This is a genomic window from Erwinia sp. QL-Z3, assembly GCF_004551645.1.
GTDB classification, from domain to species: domain Bacteria; phylum Pseudomonadota; class Gammaproteobacteria; order Enterobacterales; family Enterobacteriaceae; genus Erwinia; species Erwinia billingiae.
Window position 1 is genome coordinate 786,620 of sequence record NZ_CP037950.1, and the last position, 15,797, is coordinate 802,416.

Annotated in this window: 12 protein-coding genes; 6 read left to right on the forward strand and 6 right to left on the reverse strand. The window is 57.6% G+C overall.

Translation table 11 applies throughout. From position 1 onward, the window contains the following. The first annotated feature begins 1 nt into the window (after position 1). Positions 2-466, forward strand: coding sequence for an aspartate carbamoyltransferase regulatory subunit (gene pyrI, locus E2F51_RS04200; RefSeq protein ID WP_013203990.1), 465 nt, complete (start codon positions 2-4; stop codon positions 464-466). A 103-nt stretch (positions 467-569) separates the two neighbouring features. Next, positions 570-956, forward strand: coding sequence for a 2-iminobutanoate/2-iminopropanoate deaminase (gene ridA, locus E2F51_RS04205; RefSeq protein WP_013203991.1), 387 nt, complete (start codon positions 570-572; stop codon positions 954-956). 40 nt (positions 957-996) lie between these two features. Here ridA and E2F51_RS04210 read toward each other — a convergent pair whose 3' ends face one another. Continuing rightward, the gene (locus E2F51_RS04210) at positions 997-3,387 is read right to left on the reverse strand and encodes a beta-N-acetylhexosaminidase (protein WP_134822841.1); all 2,391 of its coding nucleotides are present in this window, start codon (positions 3,385-3,387) and stop codon (positions 997-999) included. Positions 3,388-3,597: 210 nt separating this feature from the next. Between E2F51_RS04210 and E2F51_RS04215 the strand changes: the two genes are divergently transcribed. Next, positions 3,598-5,256, forward strand: coding sequence for an alpha,alpha-phosphotrehalase (locus E2F51_RS04215; protein ID WP_013203993.1), 1,659 nt, complete (start codon positions 3,598-3,600; stop codon positions 5,254-5,256). A gap of 36 nt (positions 5,257-5,292) precedes the next feature. Here the strand turns inward: E2F51_RS04215 and E2F51_RS04220 are convergent, their stop codons facing one another. The 5 genes from E2F51_RS04220 to E2F51_RS04240 form a co-directional block, all read right to left on the reverse strand. Continuing rightward, on the reverse strand, positions 5,293-7,869 hold the full coding sequence (locus tag E2F51_RS04220; protein WP_134822842.1) for a DEAD/DEAH box helicase: 2,577 nt from the start codon (positions 7,867-7,869) through the stop codon (positions 5,293-5,295). A 251-nt stretch (positions 7,870-8,120) separates the two neighbouring features. Then, positions 8,121-9,473, reverse strand: a complete 1,353-nt coding sequence (celB, locus tag E2F51_RS04225) for a PTS cellobiose transporter subunit IIC (protein ID WP_245174177.1) — start codon at positions 9,471-9,473, stop codon at positions 8,121-8,123. Between the two features lie 46 nt (positions 9,474-9,519). Further along, a complete protein-coding gene (locus E2F51_RS04230) occupies positions 9,520-10,821 on the reverse strand; it encodes a 6-phospho-beta-glucosidase (protein WP_134822843.1) in 1,302 nt (433 codons plus the stop codon). After that, positions 10,814-11,137 carry a PTS lactose/cellobiose transporter subunit IIA gene (locus tag E2F51_RS04235; RefSeq protein ID WP_013203997.1) on the reverse strand — a complete coding sequence of 108 codons (324 nt, stop codon included), beginning with the start codon at positions 11,135-11,137 and terminating at the stop codon, positions 10,814-10,816. Before E2F51_RS04235 ends, E2F51_RS04230 begins: the two co-directional genes overlap by 8 nt. A gap of 91 nt (positions 11,138-11,228) precedes the next feature. After that, complete coding sequence (locus tag E2F51_RS04240) at positions 11,229-11,534, reverse strand: PTS sugar transporter subunit IIB (RefSeq protein WP_371732162.1); 306 nt, start codon at positions 11,532-11,534, stop codon at positions 11,229-11,231. A gap of 308 nt (positions 11,535-11,842) precedes the next feature. On the opposite strand from E2F51_RS04240, the gene E2F51_RS04250 reads away from it, so the two are divergent. The 3 genes from E2F51_RS04250 (at position 11,843) to nrdG (ending at position 15,794) form a co-directional block, all read left to right on the forward strand. After that, entirely contained in the window at positions 11,843-12,988 is a 1,146-nt protein-coding gene (locus E2F51_RS04250; protein WP_371732164.1) for an SIS domain-containing protein, read from the forward strand. A 200-nt stretch (positions 12,989-13,188) separates the two neighbouring features. Then, entirely contained in the window at positions 13,189-15,321 is a 2,133-nt protein-coding gene (nrdD, locus tag E2F51_RS04255) for an anaerobic ribonucleoside-triphosphate reductase (protein ID WP_256372249.1), read from the forward strand. Beyond that, positions 15,318-15,794, forward strand: coding sequence for an anaerobic ribonucleoside-triphosphate reductase-activating protein (nrdG, locus tag E2F51_RS04260; protein ID WP_134822844.1), 477 nt, complete (start codon positions 15,318-15,320; stop codon positions 15,792-15,794). The genes nrdD and nrdG overlap by 4 nt, the downstream gene beginning before the upstream one ends. Positions 15,795-15,797: the final 3 nt, after the last annotated feature.

Sequence of the window (15,797 nt, forward strand, 5' to 3'; positions counted from 1 at the left end):
GATGACGCACGATAATAAACTGCAGGTCGAAGCGATTAAACGCGGCACGGTAATCGACCACATTCCGGCACAGATTGGCTTTAAGCTGCTGTCGCTGTTCCGCCTGACCGAAACCGATCAGCGCATTACCATCGGTCTGAACCTGCCGTCTGGCGAGATGGGCCGCAAAGATTTGATCAAGATTGAGAACACCTTCCTGACCGACGATCAGATCAACCAGCTGGCGGTCTATGCCCCGCACGCTACGGTTAACCGCATCGATAATTATGAAGTGGTCGGCAAAATTGCGCCGGCGCTGCCGGATCGTATCGAGCACGTGCTGACCTGCCCGAATAGCAACTGTATCAGCCGCAGCGAGCCGGTCACCTCCAGCTTCGCGGTGAAAAAACGTCAGGATGACGTGCGCTTAACCTGCAAATATTGCGAGAAGTCGTTCGCCCACCACGTGGTGCTGGCAAACTGGTAATCAGCATCCAGCGGCCTATAATGGGCCGCGGGTGAACGCCAAACCCGGCCGGAGCGACCGCCGTTGCTCCGCTAACGCAGCATCTCATTATCAGGGAGAAAGTATGTCTCGCGAAATCAGCACTGAAAACGCACCCGCCGCTATCGGTCCTTACGTGCAGGGCGTCGATCTGGGTAGCATGATCATCACTTCTGGCCAGATCCCGGTCGATCCTAAAACCGGCACCGTGGCCGACGACGTGACCGCTCAGGCACGCCAGTCGCTGGAAAACGTGAAGGCGATCGTCGAAGCCGCCGGTCTGAAAGTCGGTGACATCGTTAAAACCACGGTGTTCGTTAAGGATCTGAATGACTTCGCGACGGTGAATGCCGCGTATGAAGCGTTTTTCACCGAGCATCAGGCCAGCTTCCCGGCGCGTTCTTGCGTGGAAGTGGCCCGTCTGCCAAAAGATGTGAAAATCGAAATCGAAGCGATCGCCGTTCGTCGCTAACCGGTTCACCCTCTCCCCGCCGCGGGAGAGGGTTTTCGTCCTATCGTTCCGCCCGCAATAACCGCTCAATCGGATAAACCAGCGCCAGCACCACTTCATCCTGGGTGGCCGCCGCTTTATCCAGCGTCGCCTGCATTTTTGCCACTTCATCCGACCCAAACGCCCGGTTATCCTCAATGGCATCCAGCAATGACAGGCCGATGCGGCTTATCGCTTCCAGCTGCTGCGCCACCGGCTGGAGCGGCTGTAACGGATAATTTTGCGCCAGCAGCGGCATCACCTCCGGCACGTTTTGCTGCCACAGGCGCAGCTGATGACGTATAGCCTGCAGCGCCTGGCGGTCGCTCCGGTTGGCAATCAATGCTCCGACCTGCTGATCCAGCTCGCGCACCTTATCGCTCTCAGCGGGTAACACATCGGCAAGCCGGTTTAGCGGTTCGTTCAGGTCATAATGCCCGGCCTGGAATTTCAGGTGCTGGCGGGTGTAATACTGGGCCGGCTCCAGCGCTTCCGCGAAGATTTGCAGCGGCACGGTATTGCTGCTGTTCGCCAGCCGGATCATCTGGGTCTGCGCTTGGGCATGCTGTTGCAAGCCTACCGAGACGGCTGACCAGCTGTCCACCGCCGCCAGCCGCCGATACATGTTCTGCTCATTGGTCACATCCTTCGCCGACCACAGGCGCTCCGCCACGACATAGGCGCGCGGCCACAGGCGCACATCAATCACCTGCGGATTGACGATTTCTGCCCACAGCGCCGCTTCGCCGCCCAGCAGGTTATCTTTCATCTGCTGCTCACTGGGTACCGCAGGCTGGATGCCGGTCGGCACCGCATTCAGCTTAGTGCCCTGAGCAGGATAGCGGGCGTTGCCCACCCGCATATAGCCGCTGAGCCTGTCGCCATCCAGCGAGACCACCGGCTGGAAGTCCCCCATCCAGGTATCCACGCTGAAAGTCACCTGATGCGGTGACAGCCACTCGACGTCGCGCACCATCCGCCGCGATTTCCCGGCAAAATCGATAAAGCCGCGCCATTCGCCGCCATGCTCAATAAGCGTAAAGCTGCCCTTCACCGCGCTGCCTTTCAGCCTTGGCATGCTGAACTGCCAGCTCTGACCCGTATCGCCCTGCTGCAGCCGATCGTGCCCGTCCAGACCCACGGGGTAGACTTCGTTGCGGTAGTGATAAGAGGCCGGCTGCGCCTGATCCAGATAGAAACCGGCGGAGAGAATGCCGTGATAATCCTGCTTGCTGACCTCGCCCAACGCATCCTGCCCCTGCCAGGATTGGATCAGAATGCTTTTCGGCAGATCCGGATGGGCGATCTCATCCCAGCCCATCATCTGGCGATGATGCTGCTCAAGGATCTTCTCCACCCGCTGGTTGAAATAGGCCTGCAATGCATGCTCATCTTTCAGCCCTTTTTCCCGCATAAAGTCCTGAATAGGCTTTGATTCCTTCCACTGCGTGGCATCGACTTCGTCGCCACCGATATGCAGCCACGGATCGGGGAACACCGCCGCCACTTCCCCGACCAGGGTGTCGATAAACTGATAAACCTGCTCGTTGCTGGGATCGAGCAGCGGTTTGAACACGCCCCAGCCACGTTCGATCTGATACGGCCCCGGCGCGCTGATCAATTCGGGCATCGCCACTGCCAGCGCCGTCGCATGACCCGGAAGATCGATCTCCGGCACCACGCGTACGCCACGATCCGCTGCGTACTGCACGATCGATCTCATCTGATCCTGAGTGTAGAACAGGCCGTCACTGCCCTTTTCCTGCAGCTTTGGATAATGACTGGAGGCGAATCGCCAACCCTGATCGTCGGTCAGGTGCCAGTGGAAGACGTTCATTCTGGCCGAGGCAATGCCATCAATCTGGCGGCGAAGTGTGTCGAGCGGCATAAAATGACGGGCGGAATCGATCAGGATGCCACGCCAGGGAAAGCGCGGGCTGTCGTGGATAGTGACATAAGGGATCTCGCTGGCCTGCCGGGTGTTCTGCACCAGCTGCAGCACGGTTTCCATGCCACGCATCGCGCCAAAACGCGTGGCGGCATTCAGCACCACGCCGTCACCGCTGACCTGCAGGCTGTAGCTTTCATCGCTGTCCGGCTGCGGGATCGGATCGACGCGTTTGGCGATGATAATGCGGATGGTCGGCTGCGCCACCTCAGCGGTTTGCGGCATCATCTGCCAGCCGGTTTGCAGGCCAATACGCTGACGCCAGCGATCTACCGATCCCGGCAGATCGTCGCCCTCAATGCGGATCGAAAGCCGGTTATCCAGCCGCAAACTGCCGCCGCTGGCGGGCTGCTCAACCTGTTGTGGCCAGGGCATCAACGGCAGGTTGCCAGCGGGGGTTGCCTGAGCATAGAGTGAGACAAACAGGGCGCTGGCAAGTAACGACAAACGCAAAAACTGAGGCATCAAAAGGTCTCCATAAGTATGACGGGCCAAAAAAGGCAAAAAACCCATAAAACATATTTCGCAATGCGCAGCAAGTGAGTTGTGACTAATCCCCCAGGCACTGTCTTGTTTTGTGACGCCTTGCCAGATAATGGCTAATCTTAGGGAATAAGAACGGATTACAGCAATCAACACAGCCAGACCCTTTCACCTGAGAATCAGGATTGAGCGATGACCAAAATTCCCCCGTGGTGGCAAAACGGCGTTATTTATCAAATTTATCCCAAGAGTTTTCAGGACACGACCGGCAGCGGAACGGGCGATCTGGCAGGCGTGATCCAGCGGCTCGACTATTTAAAACAGCTCGGCGTGGATGCAATCTGGCTGACGCCGTTCTATATCTCCCCGCAGGTCGACAACGGCTATGACGTGGCGAACTATATCGCCATCGATCCGATCTTTGGCACCCTGAACGACTTCGACAGGCTGGTCGAAGAGACACATCGCCGCGGCATGCGCATTATTCTGGATATGGTGTTTAACCACAGTTCGACCCAGCATCACTGGTTCCATGAGGCGCTGGATCGCGAGAGTCCCTATCGTTCCTATTATATCTGGCGTGACGGCACGCCAACTCAGCCGCCGAACAACTGGCTGTCGAAGTTTGGTGGCAACGCCTGGCGCTGGCATCCGGAAAGCGCCCAGTACTATATGCACCTGTGGGCACCGGAGCAGGCCGAGCTTAACTGGGAGAATGACAATCTGCGCGCCGAGCTAAAGCAGATCGTCAACTTCTGGGCCGATCGCGGCATCGACGGGCTGCGGCTGGATGTGGTGAACCTGGTGTCCAAGCATCAGGATTTCCCGGACGACCCCGGCGGCGACGGGCTGCGGCTGTATACCGATGGTCCGCGCATCCATGAGTTTATGCAGGAAATGAGCCGCGACGTGTTCCGCCCGCGTGAGCTGATGACCGTGGGCGAGATGTCTTCCGCCACCCTTGAGCACTGCCAGCGTTATGGCGCGCTGGATGGCGAAGAGCTGTCGATGGTATTCAGCTTCGATCATGTTGAGGTGGATTTTTACAACGGTCAGAAATGGACGCTGACGCCGCTGGATCTGGTGGCGCAGAAGGCAATCTTCAGCCACTGGCAGCATGGCATGCACAATCAGGCGTGGAACGCGCTGTTCTGGTGTAACCACGATCAGCCGCGGGTGGTGTCGCGCTGGGGAGACGAAGATCGCTACCGCGTGCAGTCGGCCAAAATGCTGGCGCTGGTGCTGCACGGGATGCAGGGCACGCCGTATATCTTCCAGGGTGAAGAGCTGGGGATGACCAATCCCCACTTCACCCGCATCATCGATTACCGCGATATCGAAAGCCACAATATGTACGCCGAGCTGCGCTCTCAGGGCCGTGACAGCGATAACCTGCTGGCGATTCTGGCCAGTAAATCCCGCGATAACGGCCGCACGCCAATCCCCTGGAACGCGGGCGAGAATGGCGGCTTCACCAGCGGCACGCCGTGGATCGGTATGTGCGACAACCTGGAAACGATCAACGCCGAGGCGGCACTGGCCGACAAGGGATCGGTGTTTTACACCTATCAGCGGTTGATCCAGCTGCGCAAAGAGTTCGCGATCCTCACCTGGGGCGATTACCTCGATCTGCTGCCGGATCATCCTTATCTGTGGTGTTACTGCCGACGCATGGACAACGAGACGCTGGTGGTGGCAACCAACTTCAGTGCCGAAACCCAGGTCTGGCACCCACCGGCCTACAGCGGTCAGTGGGACGTGCTGATCAGCAACTATCCCGATACCCACGTCACGCCCGGTGAAGTGATGCTGCGCCCGTGGGAAGCGGTCTGGTGGTATCAGAAGCGCTGATTGCGCCTGCCGGCAATCGACCGCAGAGACGAAACGTCAGAGCGGCGCAAACAGCGTCGCCAGATCGTCACTGGTGAAGCTGGCGGGTTCGCTCAGTTCATCCTCAAGGATGCTGTCGGCCAGTTCGGCTTTCTGCCCCTGCAGCGCGACGATCTTCTCTTCAATGCTGCCCGCGGCAATCAGTTTATAGACGAACACCGGCTTGTCCTGACCGAGGCGATACGCGCGGTCGGTGGCCTGATTCTCTGCCGCCGGATTCCACCAGGGATCGTAATGGATCACCGTGTCCGCCGCGGTGAGATTGAGCCCCACACCACCGGCCTTCAGGCTGATCAAAAATACCGGGACCTCACCTTCCTGAAAACGCCTCACCGGCTCAATACGATCCCGCGTGCTGCCGGTCAGCGTCACAAACGGAATGCGGGCTTTTTGCAGCTCTTCCGCGATCAGCGACAGCATGGTGGTGAACTGCGAGAAGATCAGGATCCGGCGATCCTCCGCCAGCAGATCGTCCAGCATCTCCCGCAGCAGCGCCAGCTTGGCGGAATGCTTCACTTTCGCGGCCTTATCGGTTTTGACCAGCCGCGGATCGCAGCATATCTGTCGCAGCTTGAGTAACGCATCCAGCACCAGCAGATGGCTGCGCCCGGCGCCTTGCTGCTCGACCGCCAGCCGCACACGATCCTGCATCGCACTGCGCACGGATTCGTACAGCTCGCGCTGGCTACCTTCCATCTCGACCGAACGCACGATGGTGTTCTTCGGCGGCAGCTCTTTTGCCACTTCCTGCTTGCGTCGGCGCAGCATAAACGGCCTGACGCGTCGCGCTAACAGCTCTCTGCGCACCCGGTCACCGTTGCGCTCAATCGGCACGCGCCAGTCCTGCGTAAACTGCTTTTCGCTGCCGAGGAAGCCCGGCAGCAGGAAATCGAACTGTGACCACAGCTCGCCGAGATGGTTTTCCAGCGGCGTACCGGTCAGGCACAAGCGGTGGCGGGATTTCAGCGAGCGGATCACCGACGCCGCGCGTGAGGCGCTGTTCTTGACGTACTGCGCTTCATCGAGGATCAGCAGATGATAGCTGTGGCCAATCAGCTGCGGCTGGTCACGCCATAACAGGGAATAGGTGGTGAGCACCACATCGTACTTTTCGATGTCATCATAAAAGGCTTTGCGATCCGGCCCGGTCAGCGCCAGCACCTTCAGCTCTGGCGTAAAGCGGCTGGCTTCCTGCGTCCAGTTATAGACCAGCGTGGTCGGCACCACGATCAGCGCCGGACGGTCCAGCCTGCCCGCCTCTTTTTCCAGCTGAAGATGTGCCAGCGTCTGCACGGTCTTGCCCAGTCCCATATCATCCGCCAGCACGCCGGAGAGGTCATGGGCGCGCAGGAACTGCATCCAGTTCAGCCCTTGCTGCTGATAGTCACGCAGCTGGGCATGCAGCCCTTTTGGTGGCTCAACCGGCAGGATGCCTTCGCTGGACCTCAGGCGTTCCGCCAGCTGACAGACACCGCTGTCGCCGTGAAACTGCCAGCGACCGGTGTCATTCAGCGCGGTTAAGCGCCCTGCCTCGTAAGGCGCAATCCGCAGCGGCGTATGGGCCCCTAACGCAAACAGATCGATAAGATTGCCGACCAGCGGCTTCATGATGCTGGCGCTGATATGCAGACGTTCGTTGCGATCGCTTCGGAGTTCGATCACTTCCTCGTCGGGGATTTGATTGAGGTTGCCGGAGAACCAGCGGCGATCTTTCTGGAACAGCGCGGAGAGTAACGGCTGCATCCGCACCTGGCGTTTGCCGACGTTGACTTCCAGCTCAAGGTTGAACCAGCCGTCCTGCCCCTGCACCGCTTTGCCTTCGATGCCGGCAATGTCGGTGACGTTCCAGGTGAAGTCATCGTCCATGCTGACCTTCCAGCCGCGCTTGCGCAGTTTCGGCAGCTGTTTGCGGATAAACGTCCGCCACGCAGCCGGGGTTTCCGGGGCAAAGATCACCGGTGGCAATGGCGTGGATTCAGGCGTGTAGATGTGCCCGGCCGGGATGGTTTCCAGCCCGGCGGCATTCAGCTCCTGCAACCAGCTCTCTTCCAGCGCCGGCTGACGCTGAATCAAAAAAGGCGCGCCCTGACGGTCTTCAAAGCGTTCGCCGCTGCTGCCCGCCGGGACGGCGATGCCCGCGTAGTCAAAATTCACCGCAGCGAAGTCCAGCTTCTTCTGCCGGTGGCCATAGCGACCAAAGCCACTGACAAATTTTGCGCGTGATTCAAGCCGCAGCGTTGGCACTGGCGTGGTGGAGATTCGGTGTAATGTGGGTACTTCTGGCGCTTTCTCAGGCTGCTGTTGTAGATAAGCCAGCATCACTGCCGCAACATGGCGGCAGTTGTTTTTTACCGGACAGGTGCATTCGCCATTGGCCAGCAGCTTGCCCTGCGGCGTGCTGAAATGCACCATCACCTGGAAGGGTTCGATTTTTCTGCCCGGCACTTCGCCGGTCAGCAGGTTGTTTTGCCACTGAATATTCTGCGCTTTTTCCACCAGGCTTCTTCCCCTGGCAACGGTGCGCGCACCGATCCATCGGCTAACCTGTTTTTCATTGTACGTCACAGAAGGCATCAGACAGTATCCCGGGATGACCTGAGCAAAGACATGTTTGCTCCGCATAACAGGCAATAATATGAATTCCTCTGCTATGAATGCAACTGAAGCGCGTCATTCAGGCGCCAAAAAATACTTTCAGCTGCGATGTTGCCCGTTCTCCGGCCAAAGTTTCAGCGCCGTGCGCGTTGACGACCCGCACGCCACCACCCAGGCACAATGCGGTTGGTGGCGTGCTGAGGTAAAAAGACTGAAGTCGATTAACGCACTTACACGGCGGGCTGTGAAGCGGCGGCGGCTTCCACACTTTGCTGCCTGGCCTGTAGCTCCTCACGGGCTTTCAGGTTGTCCCACGCGCGGAAGAACGGGTAATAGACCACCAGCGAGATCCCCAGATTCACCACCTGCAGAATGGTTCCGGAAATGTGCCCGCCGGTTGCCAGATAGCCGCTAACGAAGATCGGCGTGGTGAACGGCAGCGCAATCCCGGCGGGCGGTGCCACCAGCCCGGTAGACATTGAGAAATAGGAAACCAGCACCAGCAGCACCGGCGTCAGGATAAACGGCAGGAAGAAGTACGGGTTCATCACCAGCGGAATGCCAAACACCATCGGTTCGCTGATATTAAACAGCGCGCCCGGTGCGGCGATTTTACCCAGTTGGCGCATCTGTGCGCTGCGGCTGCTGACAACCATAAAGATCACCAGTCCCAGCAATGCCCCGGTCCCGCCCGGCGCGATCAACAGGTCGTAAAACTGCTGGGTAATAATGTGCGGGATCGGCAGGTTATGCTGAAACGCGTTCAGGTTTTCGGTCATATTAGACAGCCACACCGGCTGAATAAACACCAGCACGATGGCATCGCCATGCAGCCCCAACGTCCACAACACGCCAATCAGGATCACCGAGAAAATCATCCCCGGCAGCGTGCCGCCGACATGATGCATCGGAATGCCGATGATGGTGGCGATCATGTTATTTACGTCACCAAAGGAGGAGGCTTCCACCGCCAGCCTGATCGCCAGCACCACCGCCAGTACGCAGAAGCCGGGAACCAGCGCCAGGAACGATTTGGCCACCGCTGGCGGCACCCCTTCCGGCATGCGGATCACCAGATTTCGCCCGCTGACAAAGCGGTAAATTTCGGTGGAGAGTAACGAGATAATTATCGCCACAAACAGCCCCTGACTGCCCACCAGGTTAACCGGGATCACGCCATCAATCACTTTCTGCGCCGCGCCTTCTACTGGCGCAAACAAGGTGTGCTGCGGGATAGTCATCATAAAGGCCACCAGCGACATCGCACCGCTGGTGAGGGGATCGATGGTGCGGTATTTTTCCGCCAGCCGGTAAGCGATGCCGAAGCTGGAGAGGATCGCCATGATGTCGTAAGTGGCTTTCACCGGATACAACAGCTTGTCCCGCCAGCTATCGCCAAACAGGTCAGCCATCAGATGCCCCCAGGCGGGGATCGGCAGATAGGCAAAAATCAGGAAGAAAGAGCCAATCAGCATAAACGGCATATTCAAAATGATGCCGTCACGCACCGACAGCACATGCTTTTGCCCGGCGACTTTCAGCGCTACGGGCAGGACATAACGCTCAATGAATGTTTTTTTCACAGTCACAGACACCCCCATCACCGGTTCGTCGCCGGTGTTTTTCACATCAGTTAAATTGCGGCAGATACGGTTTGTTTAGCGTCAGCACGTCTTCCAGCAACGCTTCAGCACTGGCGAGATTTCCAATCAGTGGATTGGTCACCAGCGCCAGCAGCGCGCTCTGACGATCGCCTTTGACCGCGGCTTCGATGGTCAGCCTTTCAAAGTCTTTGACCTGTTGCGTCAGGCCATTCATGGCCGGCGGCAGGCGGCCAAACGCCAGCGGATGCGCGCCCTGGGCGTCAATCAGGCAGTTGGTTTCAACCACCGCATCATCCGCCAGTCCCTGAATCGCCCCGTTATTGCGGCAGTTCACCACCATCTCTTTACCGGCGTTGGTATAGATTGCGCTGATAAGTTCCACGGCCACTTCCGAATAGTGCGCGCCGCCACGGAAGCTAAGCTGCTCGGGCTTGGTGTCCAGCTGCGGATCGGCATACAGCGCAAAGAGCTCGGCTTCGACTTTCATCACCTGTTCGGCTCGGGTACCGCGAGATTTTGCTGCCTCAACTTCTTCTTCGATCATCGCGGCGGTTTGATAAAAGTAGCGATGGTAAGGACAGGGAATTGCGCCCAGCGCTTTCAGGAACGCCGGCGGCCACGGTAAATCCTTGATGTTGTTCATCGACAGGGCGTTGCCATCACACAGCAGGTCGATCGCCTTCGCCGTCAGGTCTTCACCCAACCGGCTGACCTTGTGCACCCAGACCATATGATTCAGCCCGGCAAAGCGCAGCGACAGTTCCTGATAAGGCACCGCAAGCATATCGGCAATCATGTGGTGCATGGTAATGGGGACGTTGCACAGGCCGATGATTTTTGCCCGGCTGTAGCGAGACACGGCTTCGGTAACAATCCCCGCCGGGTTGGTGAAGTTGATGATAAAGGCGTCCGGCGCCAGCTCTTCCACCTTGCGCGCCACGTTCAGCATGACCGGAATGGTCCGCAGCGCTTTGGCAAAGCCGCCAACGCCGGTGGTTTCCTGTCCCAGCAAACCATATTTCAGCCCCAACCGCTCATCGGCCGCGCGGGCGGCTAACTGCCCAACCCGCAGCTGCGTCAGCACAAAGCTGGCACCCCGGATGGCGTCATCCAGCTCGAAGTGAACGCTGACGTTGACCTGCTCCAGCCCTTTGTGCCTGAGCATCCGGCGGGCGAGTGCGGCGATCGCTTCCACCTTCTCGCGCCCGGCTTCCACATCAACCAGCGCCAGTTCGGTGATCGGCACCTGTTGATAGCGCTGGATCAGACCTTCCATCAATTCGGGCGTATAGCTGCTGCCACCGCCAACGACTGCGATCTTAAGCATGACTGACCTCCTGCGGTAAACGGCGATAGAGGGTGATGAAATCCGTCGCCAGATCCTGGATCAGCATCGCATTCATCAGGTGATCCTGAGCGTGGACGGTGATTAAGGTCACCGGCACTTTGCCGCAGCCTTCATCCATGCCGATCAGTTCGGTCTGGATGTGGTGGGCTTCGTTGACCGACTCTTTGGCGGCCGCCATCGCGAGATCGGCGGCGATAAAATCCCCGCTTCGGGCATTTTGCAGAGCGCAAAGCGCATGGCTTCGGGCGCTTCCAGCCCTGACCAGCAACTCCATGATCAGATTTTCCAGTGACATAAAAATTCCTCTTTGACGAAAAAAAAGTGCAGTAAGCCGCACGCTGCAAAGGCAGCGCGTAACAGCGATAAATAAAAAGGGAAGTGAGGGATTAGGCTCCCATCAGCGCCAGAGCTTTATCCAGTACGTTGTCACCGCGCATCATGCCGTAATCCAGCATATCGATAACGGCGACCTGCTTGCCCTGTGGAGCAGCCAGCGCCTGAAGTCGTGCGGCTTCATACTGAACCTGCGGGCCGAGCAGAACGATATCCGCGCCAGCCAGTTCCTGTTCGAAACTGGCCACCGGGACGGCTTCGATATCAATCTGCAGCGCGCGCTTTTGCGCTTCGGCTTTCATCTTAGTGACCAGCATGCTGGTGGACATTCCAGCGGCACAACACAATACGATTCGCATCAGCTTTCCTCCTGTGATGGCGTGGAAGAATATAAGCCTGAAGCCGATCGTTCTGTAAATACCCCCGGGACATAGGATTTGCTGATGTTTTTTGAAAGCCGTTAATAATCATCAGGATAGAATAAATGCTTTATGAAAATAATTTTCATGAATGTGATCTGGATAGATTTTCACAGATCGCGATCGGAGTGGGTATATTTAATAATCGATAAAAATCATTACCTTAATTGAAAAACCCTCCCTTTCACGCTAAAAACCCCCTTGTGAAAAAGTTTTTCATTAGCATATGATGGTAAAACAGTTCTCTGGTGATAAACGTCAAAGGCATAACGGTTCTGGATATTCTCTGGCAGTTGCAAACAGCACAGGCTCGCTTTCCCGCCCCACAGTCGCGGGTCGCGCGCTTTGTGCTGGATAACTTAACGTTTACTTCTCAGGCCAGTATTGAACAGCTGGCCACGAAGGCAGGGGTCAGTGCTGAGACGCTGACGGCTTTCGCACGCTCGGTAGGATGCAAAGATTTGAATGATTTTATGGCGCAGTTGCGGGCCCTGAACAGCAAACAGGTCGACGAGAATAGCGTTGCGCCTGCCGTCACCGGGGATATCGATTTTTCGACCACCACCGCGCTGGAGAAGCTCGCCGCTAAGGCCGGCATCGGCCCGGATATGCTCAAGCGGTTTGCGCGCTCGATTGGCCGGGAAGACTTCAGCGATATTCTGTTCCAGATCCGCCGCCGCCTGAACGAGCTGAGCCAGCAGGAAGCGAAGGTTGCCCGTGCGGTGCTGGAAGATGTCGACTTCGCCTCGTCCGCCTCGATTGAACAGCTTGCGACCCGCTCCGGCGTCAGCCCGGCGACGATCACGCGCTTTGCCAAATCGGTGGGCTGTGAAGATATCCGTGAGTTGAGGATGAAGCTGGCTCAGGCCAGCACCAGCCATTCACGCTATCTGCCGGCCAGAGAGGCCACTAATCTGCCTGCCGCATGGCAGCAGACGCTTGCAGGCGTTGAGCAGGCGCTGCAAACGCAGCTGCAAAGCAGCGATACCCACGCCTTCAGCCTGGCCGCTGCCTGTCTTAAAAAAGCCCGCAGCGTGACGCTATTTGCGATGGGCAATCAGGATGCGCCGTTTGCCAGTGAGCTGCAGCATCGTCTGCTGGAAGCGGGCATCATGACCACCCTTTGCCAGGAAAGTAATCTGATGCGGATGACGGCCGCCACGCTAAGCGACGATCACGCGCTGCTGGTGCTGACCACCGATGAAGCCGATATCATGCTACAAGCGGCGGTGTTACAGGCGCGCGAGCACGGTTTGCCGATCGTCACCCTTGCCCCAGCCTCCAGCCCGCTGGCGGCAATGTCACAGCATCTGATTGCCCTGCCTGCCGGGCAGAAACTGGCGCGTTATGGTGTGTTAATGGCGATTGATTTACTGCTGGCGGAGTGGCAATAAACCGGCTGACATCCCGCTAACGTCTCCCTGCATCAGGCATGGTCCGCGCCCCTTTCCGGGACGCTAACCGTGCGTTCTTAAGACTTTGCTGAACACTTGCGCCAGGTCAACAAACTGGCAGTTAAACTCCAAAAATCACTACATATAGCGTTTATCATGCCTGCTTAAATCCATATATAGATTTTTGCGAGGGATGATACGTGGTGAGGGTGATTAAACGTGATGGCTGCAGTATGCCGTTTGATGCAACGCGCATCGGCGATGCAATCAAAGGCGCGGCGCACGCGGCAGGGATTGAGGATCAGGAATATTGCGCTGAGGTAACGGTGCAGATTTGCCAGCAGCTTCAGCAACAGGAGTGTCTGGATATTCATGATATCCAGCGCGCGGTTGAAAACCAGCTGATGGCCGGGCGCTATCCCGAACTGGCCCGGACCTACATCGAATATCGCCACGATCGCGACATCGCCCGCGAACTGCGGGGCAAACTGAATACCGCCATTCGCGGCCTGGTGGAGCAAAGTAACCCCGCCCTGTTGAACGAAAACGCCAACAAAGACAGTAAGGTAATCCCAACGCAGCGCGACCTGCTGGCAGGGATCGTGGCTAAGCATTATGCCTCGCAGCATATTTTGCCGCGAGATGTGGTGATGGCGCATGAACGTGGCGAACTCCACTACCATGACCTGGATTACTCGCCGTTCTTTCCGATGTTCAACTGCATGCTGATCGACCTGAAAGGGATGCTGACGCACGGCTTTAAGATGGGCAATGCCGAGATTGAACCCCCAAAATCCATTTCCACCGCGACAGCCGTTACGGCGCAAATCATCGCGCAGGTTGCCAGCCATATTTACGGCGGCACCACCATCAACCGCATTGATGAAGTGCTGGCGCCGTTTGTCGAGGCCAGCCAGGCTAAGCACCTGAAAACCGCACAACAGTGGCAGATCGCCGATGCCGAAGCCTATGCCCGCGACCGTACCGAAAAAGAGTGTTATGACGCTTTTCAGTCGCTTGAGTACGAAGTGAATACCCTGCATACCGCTAACGGTCAGACGCCTTTTGTCACCTTTGGTTTTGGCCTTGGTACCTGTTGGTCGGCGCGATTGGTGCAGCAATCCATTTTGCGCAACCGCATTGCCGGTTTGGGTAAAAACCGTAAAACCGCGGTGTTCCCAAAACTGGTGTTCGCCATCAAAGAAGGCCTTAACCGCCGCGCCGGTGACGTCAATTACGATATCAAACAGCTGGCCCTTGAGTGCGCCAGTAAGCGCATGTACCCGGATATTCTCAACTATGAGCAGGTGGTCAGCGTCACCGGTTCCTTCAAAACCCCCATGGGCTGCCGCAGCTTCCTCGGAACCTGGGAAGAGAACGGTGAACTGGTGCATGAAGGCCGCAATAATATCGGCGTCATCAGCCTGAATCTGCCGCGCATCGCGCTTGAAGCCAAAGGCAACGAACAGCACTTCTGGACGCTGCTCGACCAGCGTCTGGCGCTGGCGAAAAAAGCGCTGATGACCCGCATCGCCAGGCTGGCGAACGTCAAAGCCCGCGTCGCACCCATTCTGTATATGGAAGGCGCCTGTGGCGTCCGGTTGAATGCCGACGATGACGTGGCGGAGATCTTCAAACATGGCCGCGCCTCCATTTCGCTGGGTTATATCGGGCTGCACGAAACCATTAACGCATTGAGCGGCGGCGAAACGCATCTCTACGACGATCAACAGCTGCGGGACAAAGCGGTGGCGATTGTCAGCCATTTGCGTCAGGCCACCGATCGCTGGAAAGCCGAAACCGGTTACGGCTTCAGTCTGTACAGCACGCCGAGTGAGAACCTGTGCGATCGCTTCTGCCGTCTGGATGCTGCAGAGTTTGGCGTGGTGCCTGGCGTCACCGACAAAGGCTATTACACCAACAGCTTCCACCTCGACGTGGAGAAAAAGGTGAACCCCTACGACAAGATTGACTTCGAAGCGGCCTACCCGCCGGTCGCCAATGGCGGCTTCATCTGTTACGGCGAATATCCCAATATTCAGCACAACCTGAAAGCGCTGGAAGACGTCTGGGATTACAGCTACAGCCGCGTGCCCTATTACGGTACCAACACGCCAATTGATGAATGCTATGCGTGCGGCTTTACCGGCGAATTCTCCTGTACCAGCAAGGGGTTTACCTGCCCGAAATGCGGCAATCACGATGCGGCCAGAGTGTCGGTTACCCGTCGCGTTTGCGGTTATCTTGGCAGCCCGGACGCCCGTCCGTTTAATGCCGGAAAACAGGAAGAGGTGAAGCGACGCGTTAAGCACTTGAATGGCCCGTTGGGGTGAATATCCATCAGTATTACCCGGTCGACATCATTAACGGGCCGGGCACGCGTTGCACGCTGTTTGTTGCCGGGTGCGAGCATCAGTGCAAGGGTTGCTATAACAAAAGTACCTGGCGGCTCACTTCCGGCCATCCTTTCACCGTGCAGCAGGAAGAGCAGCTGATTGCTGACCTGAACGATACGCGCATTCCCCGCCAGGGGTTATCCCTGTCGGGAGGCGATCCCTTGCATCCGGCTAACGTCGCGGATGTGCTGAGGCTGGTGAAGCGCGTGCGTCGTGATTGCCCGGGCAAGGATATCTGGCTGTGGACCGGTTACCTGCTGGCTGAGCTGACCGCCAGGCAAAAGCAGGTCGTTGAGCAGATTGATGTGTTAATCGATGGGAAGTTTATCGCGGCTTTAAAAGACCCGGCACTGCTGTGGCGTGGCAGCAATAATCAGGTCATTCACTACCTGCGGAAAGCCGATGGCTAAGCC

Bases quoted from the DNA above. Each gene is read 5' to 3' on its own strand.
- E2F51_RS04215 (WP_013203993.1), top strand. From the start codon at position 3,598: ATGACCAAAATTCCCCCGTGGTGGCAAAACGGCGTTATTTATCAAATT.
- pyrI (WP_013203990.1), top strand. From the start codon at position 2: ATGACGCACGATAATAAACTGCAGGTCGAAGCGATTAAACGCGGCACG.
- E2F51_RS04210 (WP_134822841.1), bottom strand. From the start codon at position 3,387: ATGCCTCAGTTTTTGCGTTTGTCGTTACTTGCCAGCGCCCTGTTTGTC.
- E2F51_RS04230 (WP_134822843.1), bottom strand. From the start codon at position 10,821: ATGCTTAAGATCGCAGTCGTTGGCGGTGGCAGCAGCTATACGCCCGAA.
- E2F51_RS04220 (WP_134822842.1), bottom strand. From the start codon at position 7,869: ATGCCTTCTGTGACGTACAATGAAAAACAGGTTAGCCGATGGATCGGT.
- E2F51_RS04235 (WP_013203997.1), bottom strand. From the start codon at position 11,137: ATGTCACTGGAAAATCTGATCATGGAGTTGCTGGTCAGGGCTGGAAGC.
- E2F51_RS04240 (WP_371732162.1), bottom strand. From the start codon at position 11,534: ATGCGAATCGTATTGTGTTGTGCCGCTGGAATGTCCACCAGCATGCTG.
- ridA (WP_013203991.1), top strand. From the start codon at position 570: ATGTCTCGCGAAATCAGCACTGAAAACGCACCCGCCGCTATCGGTCCT.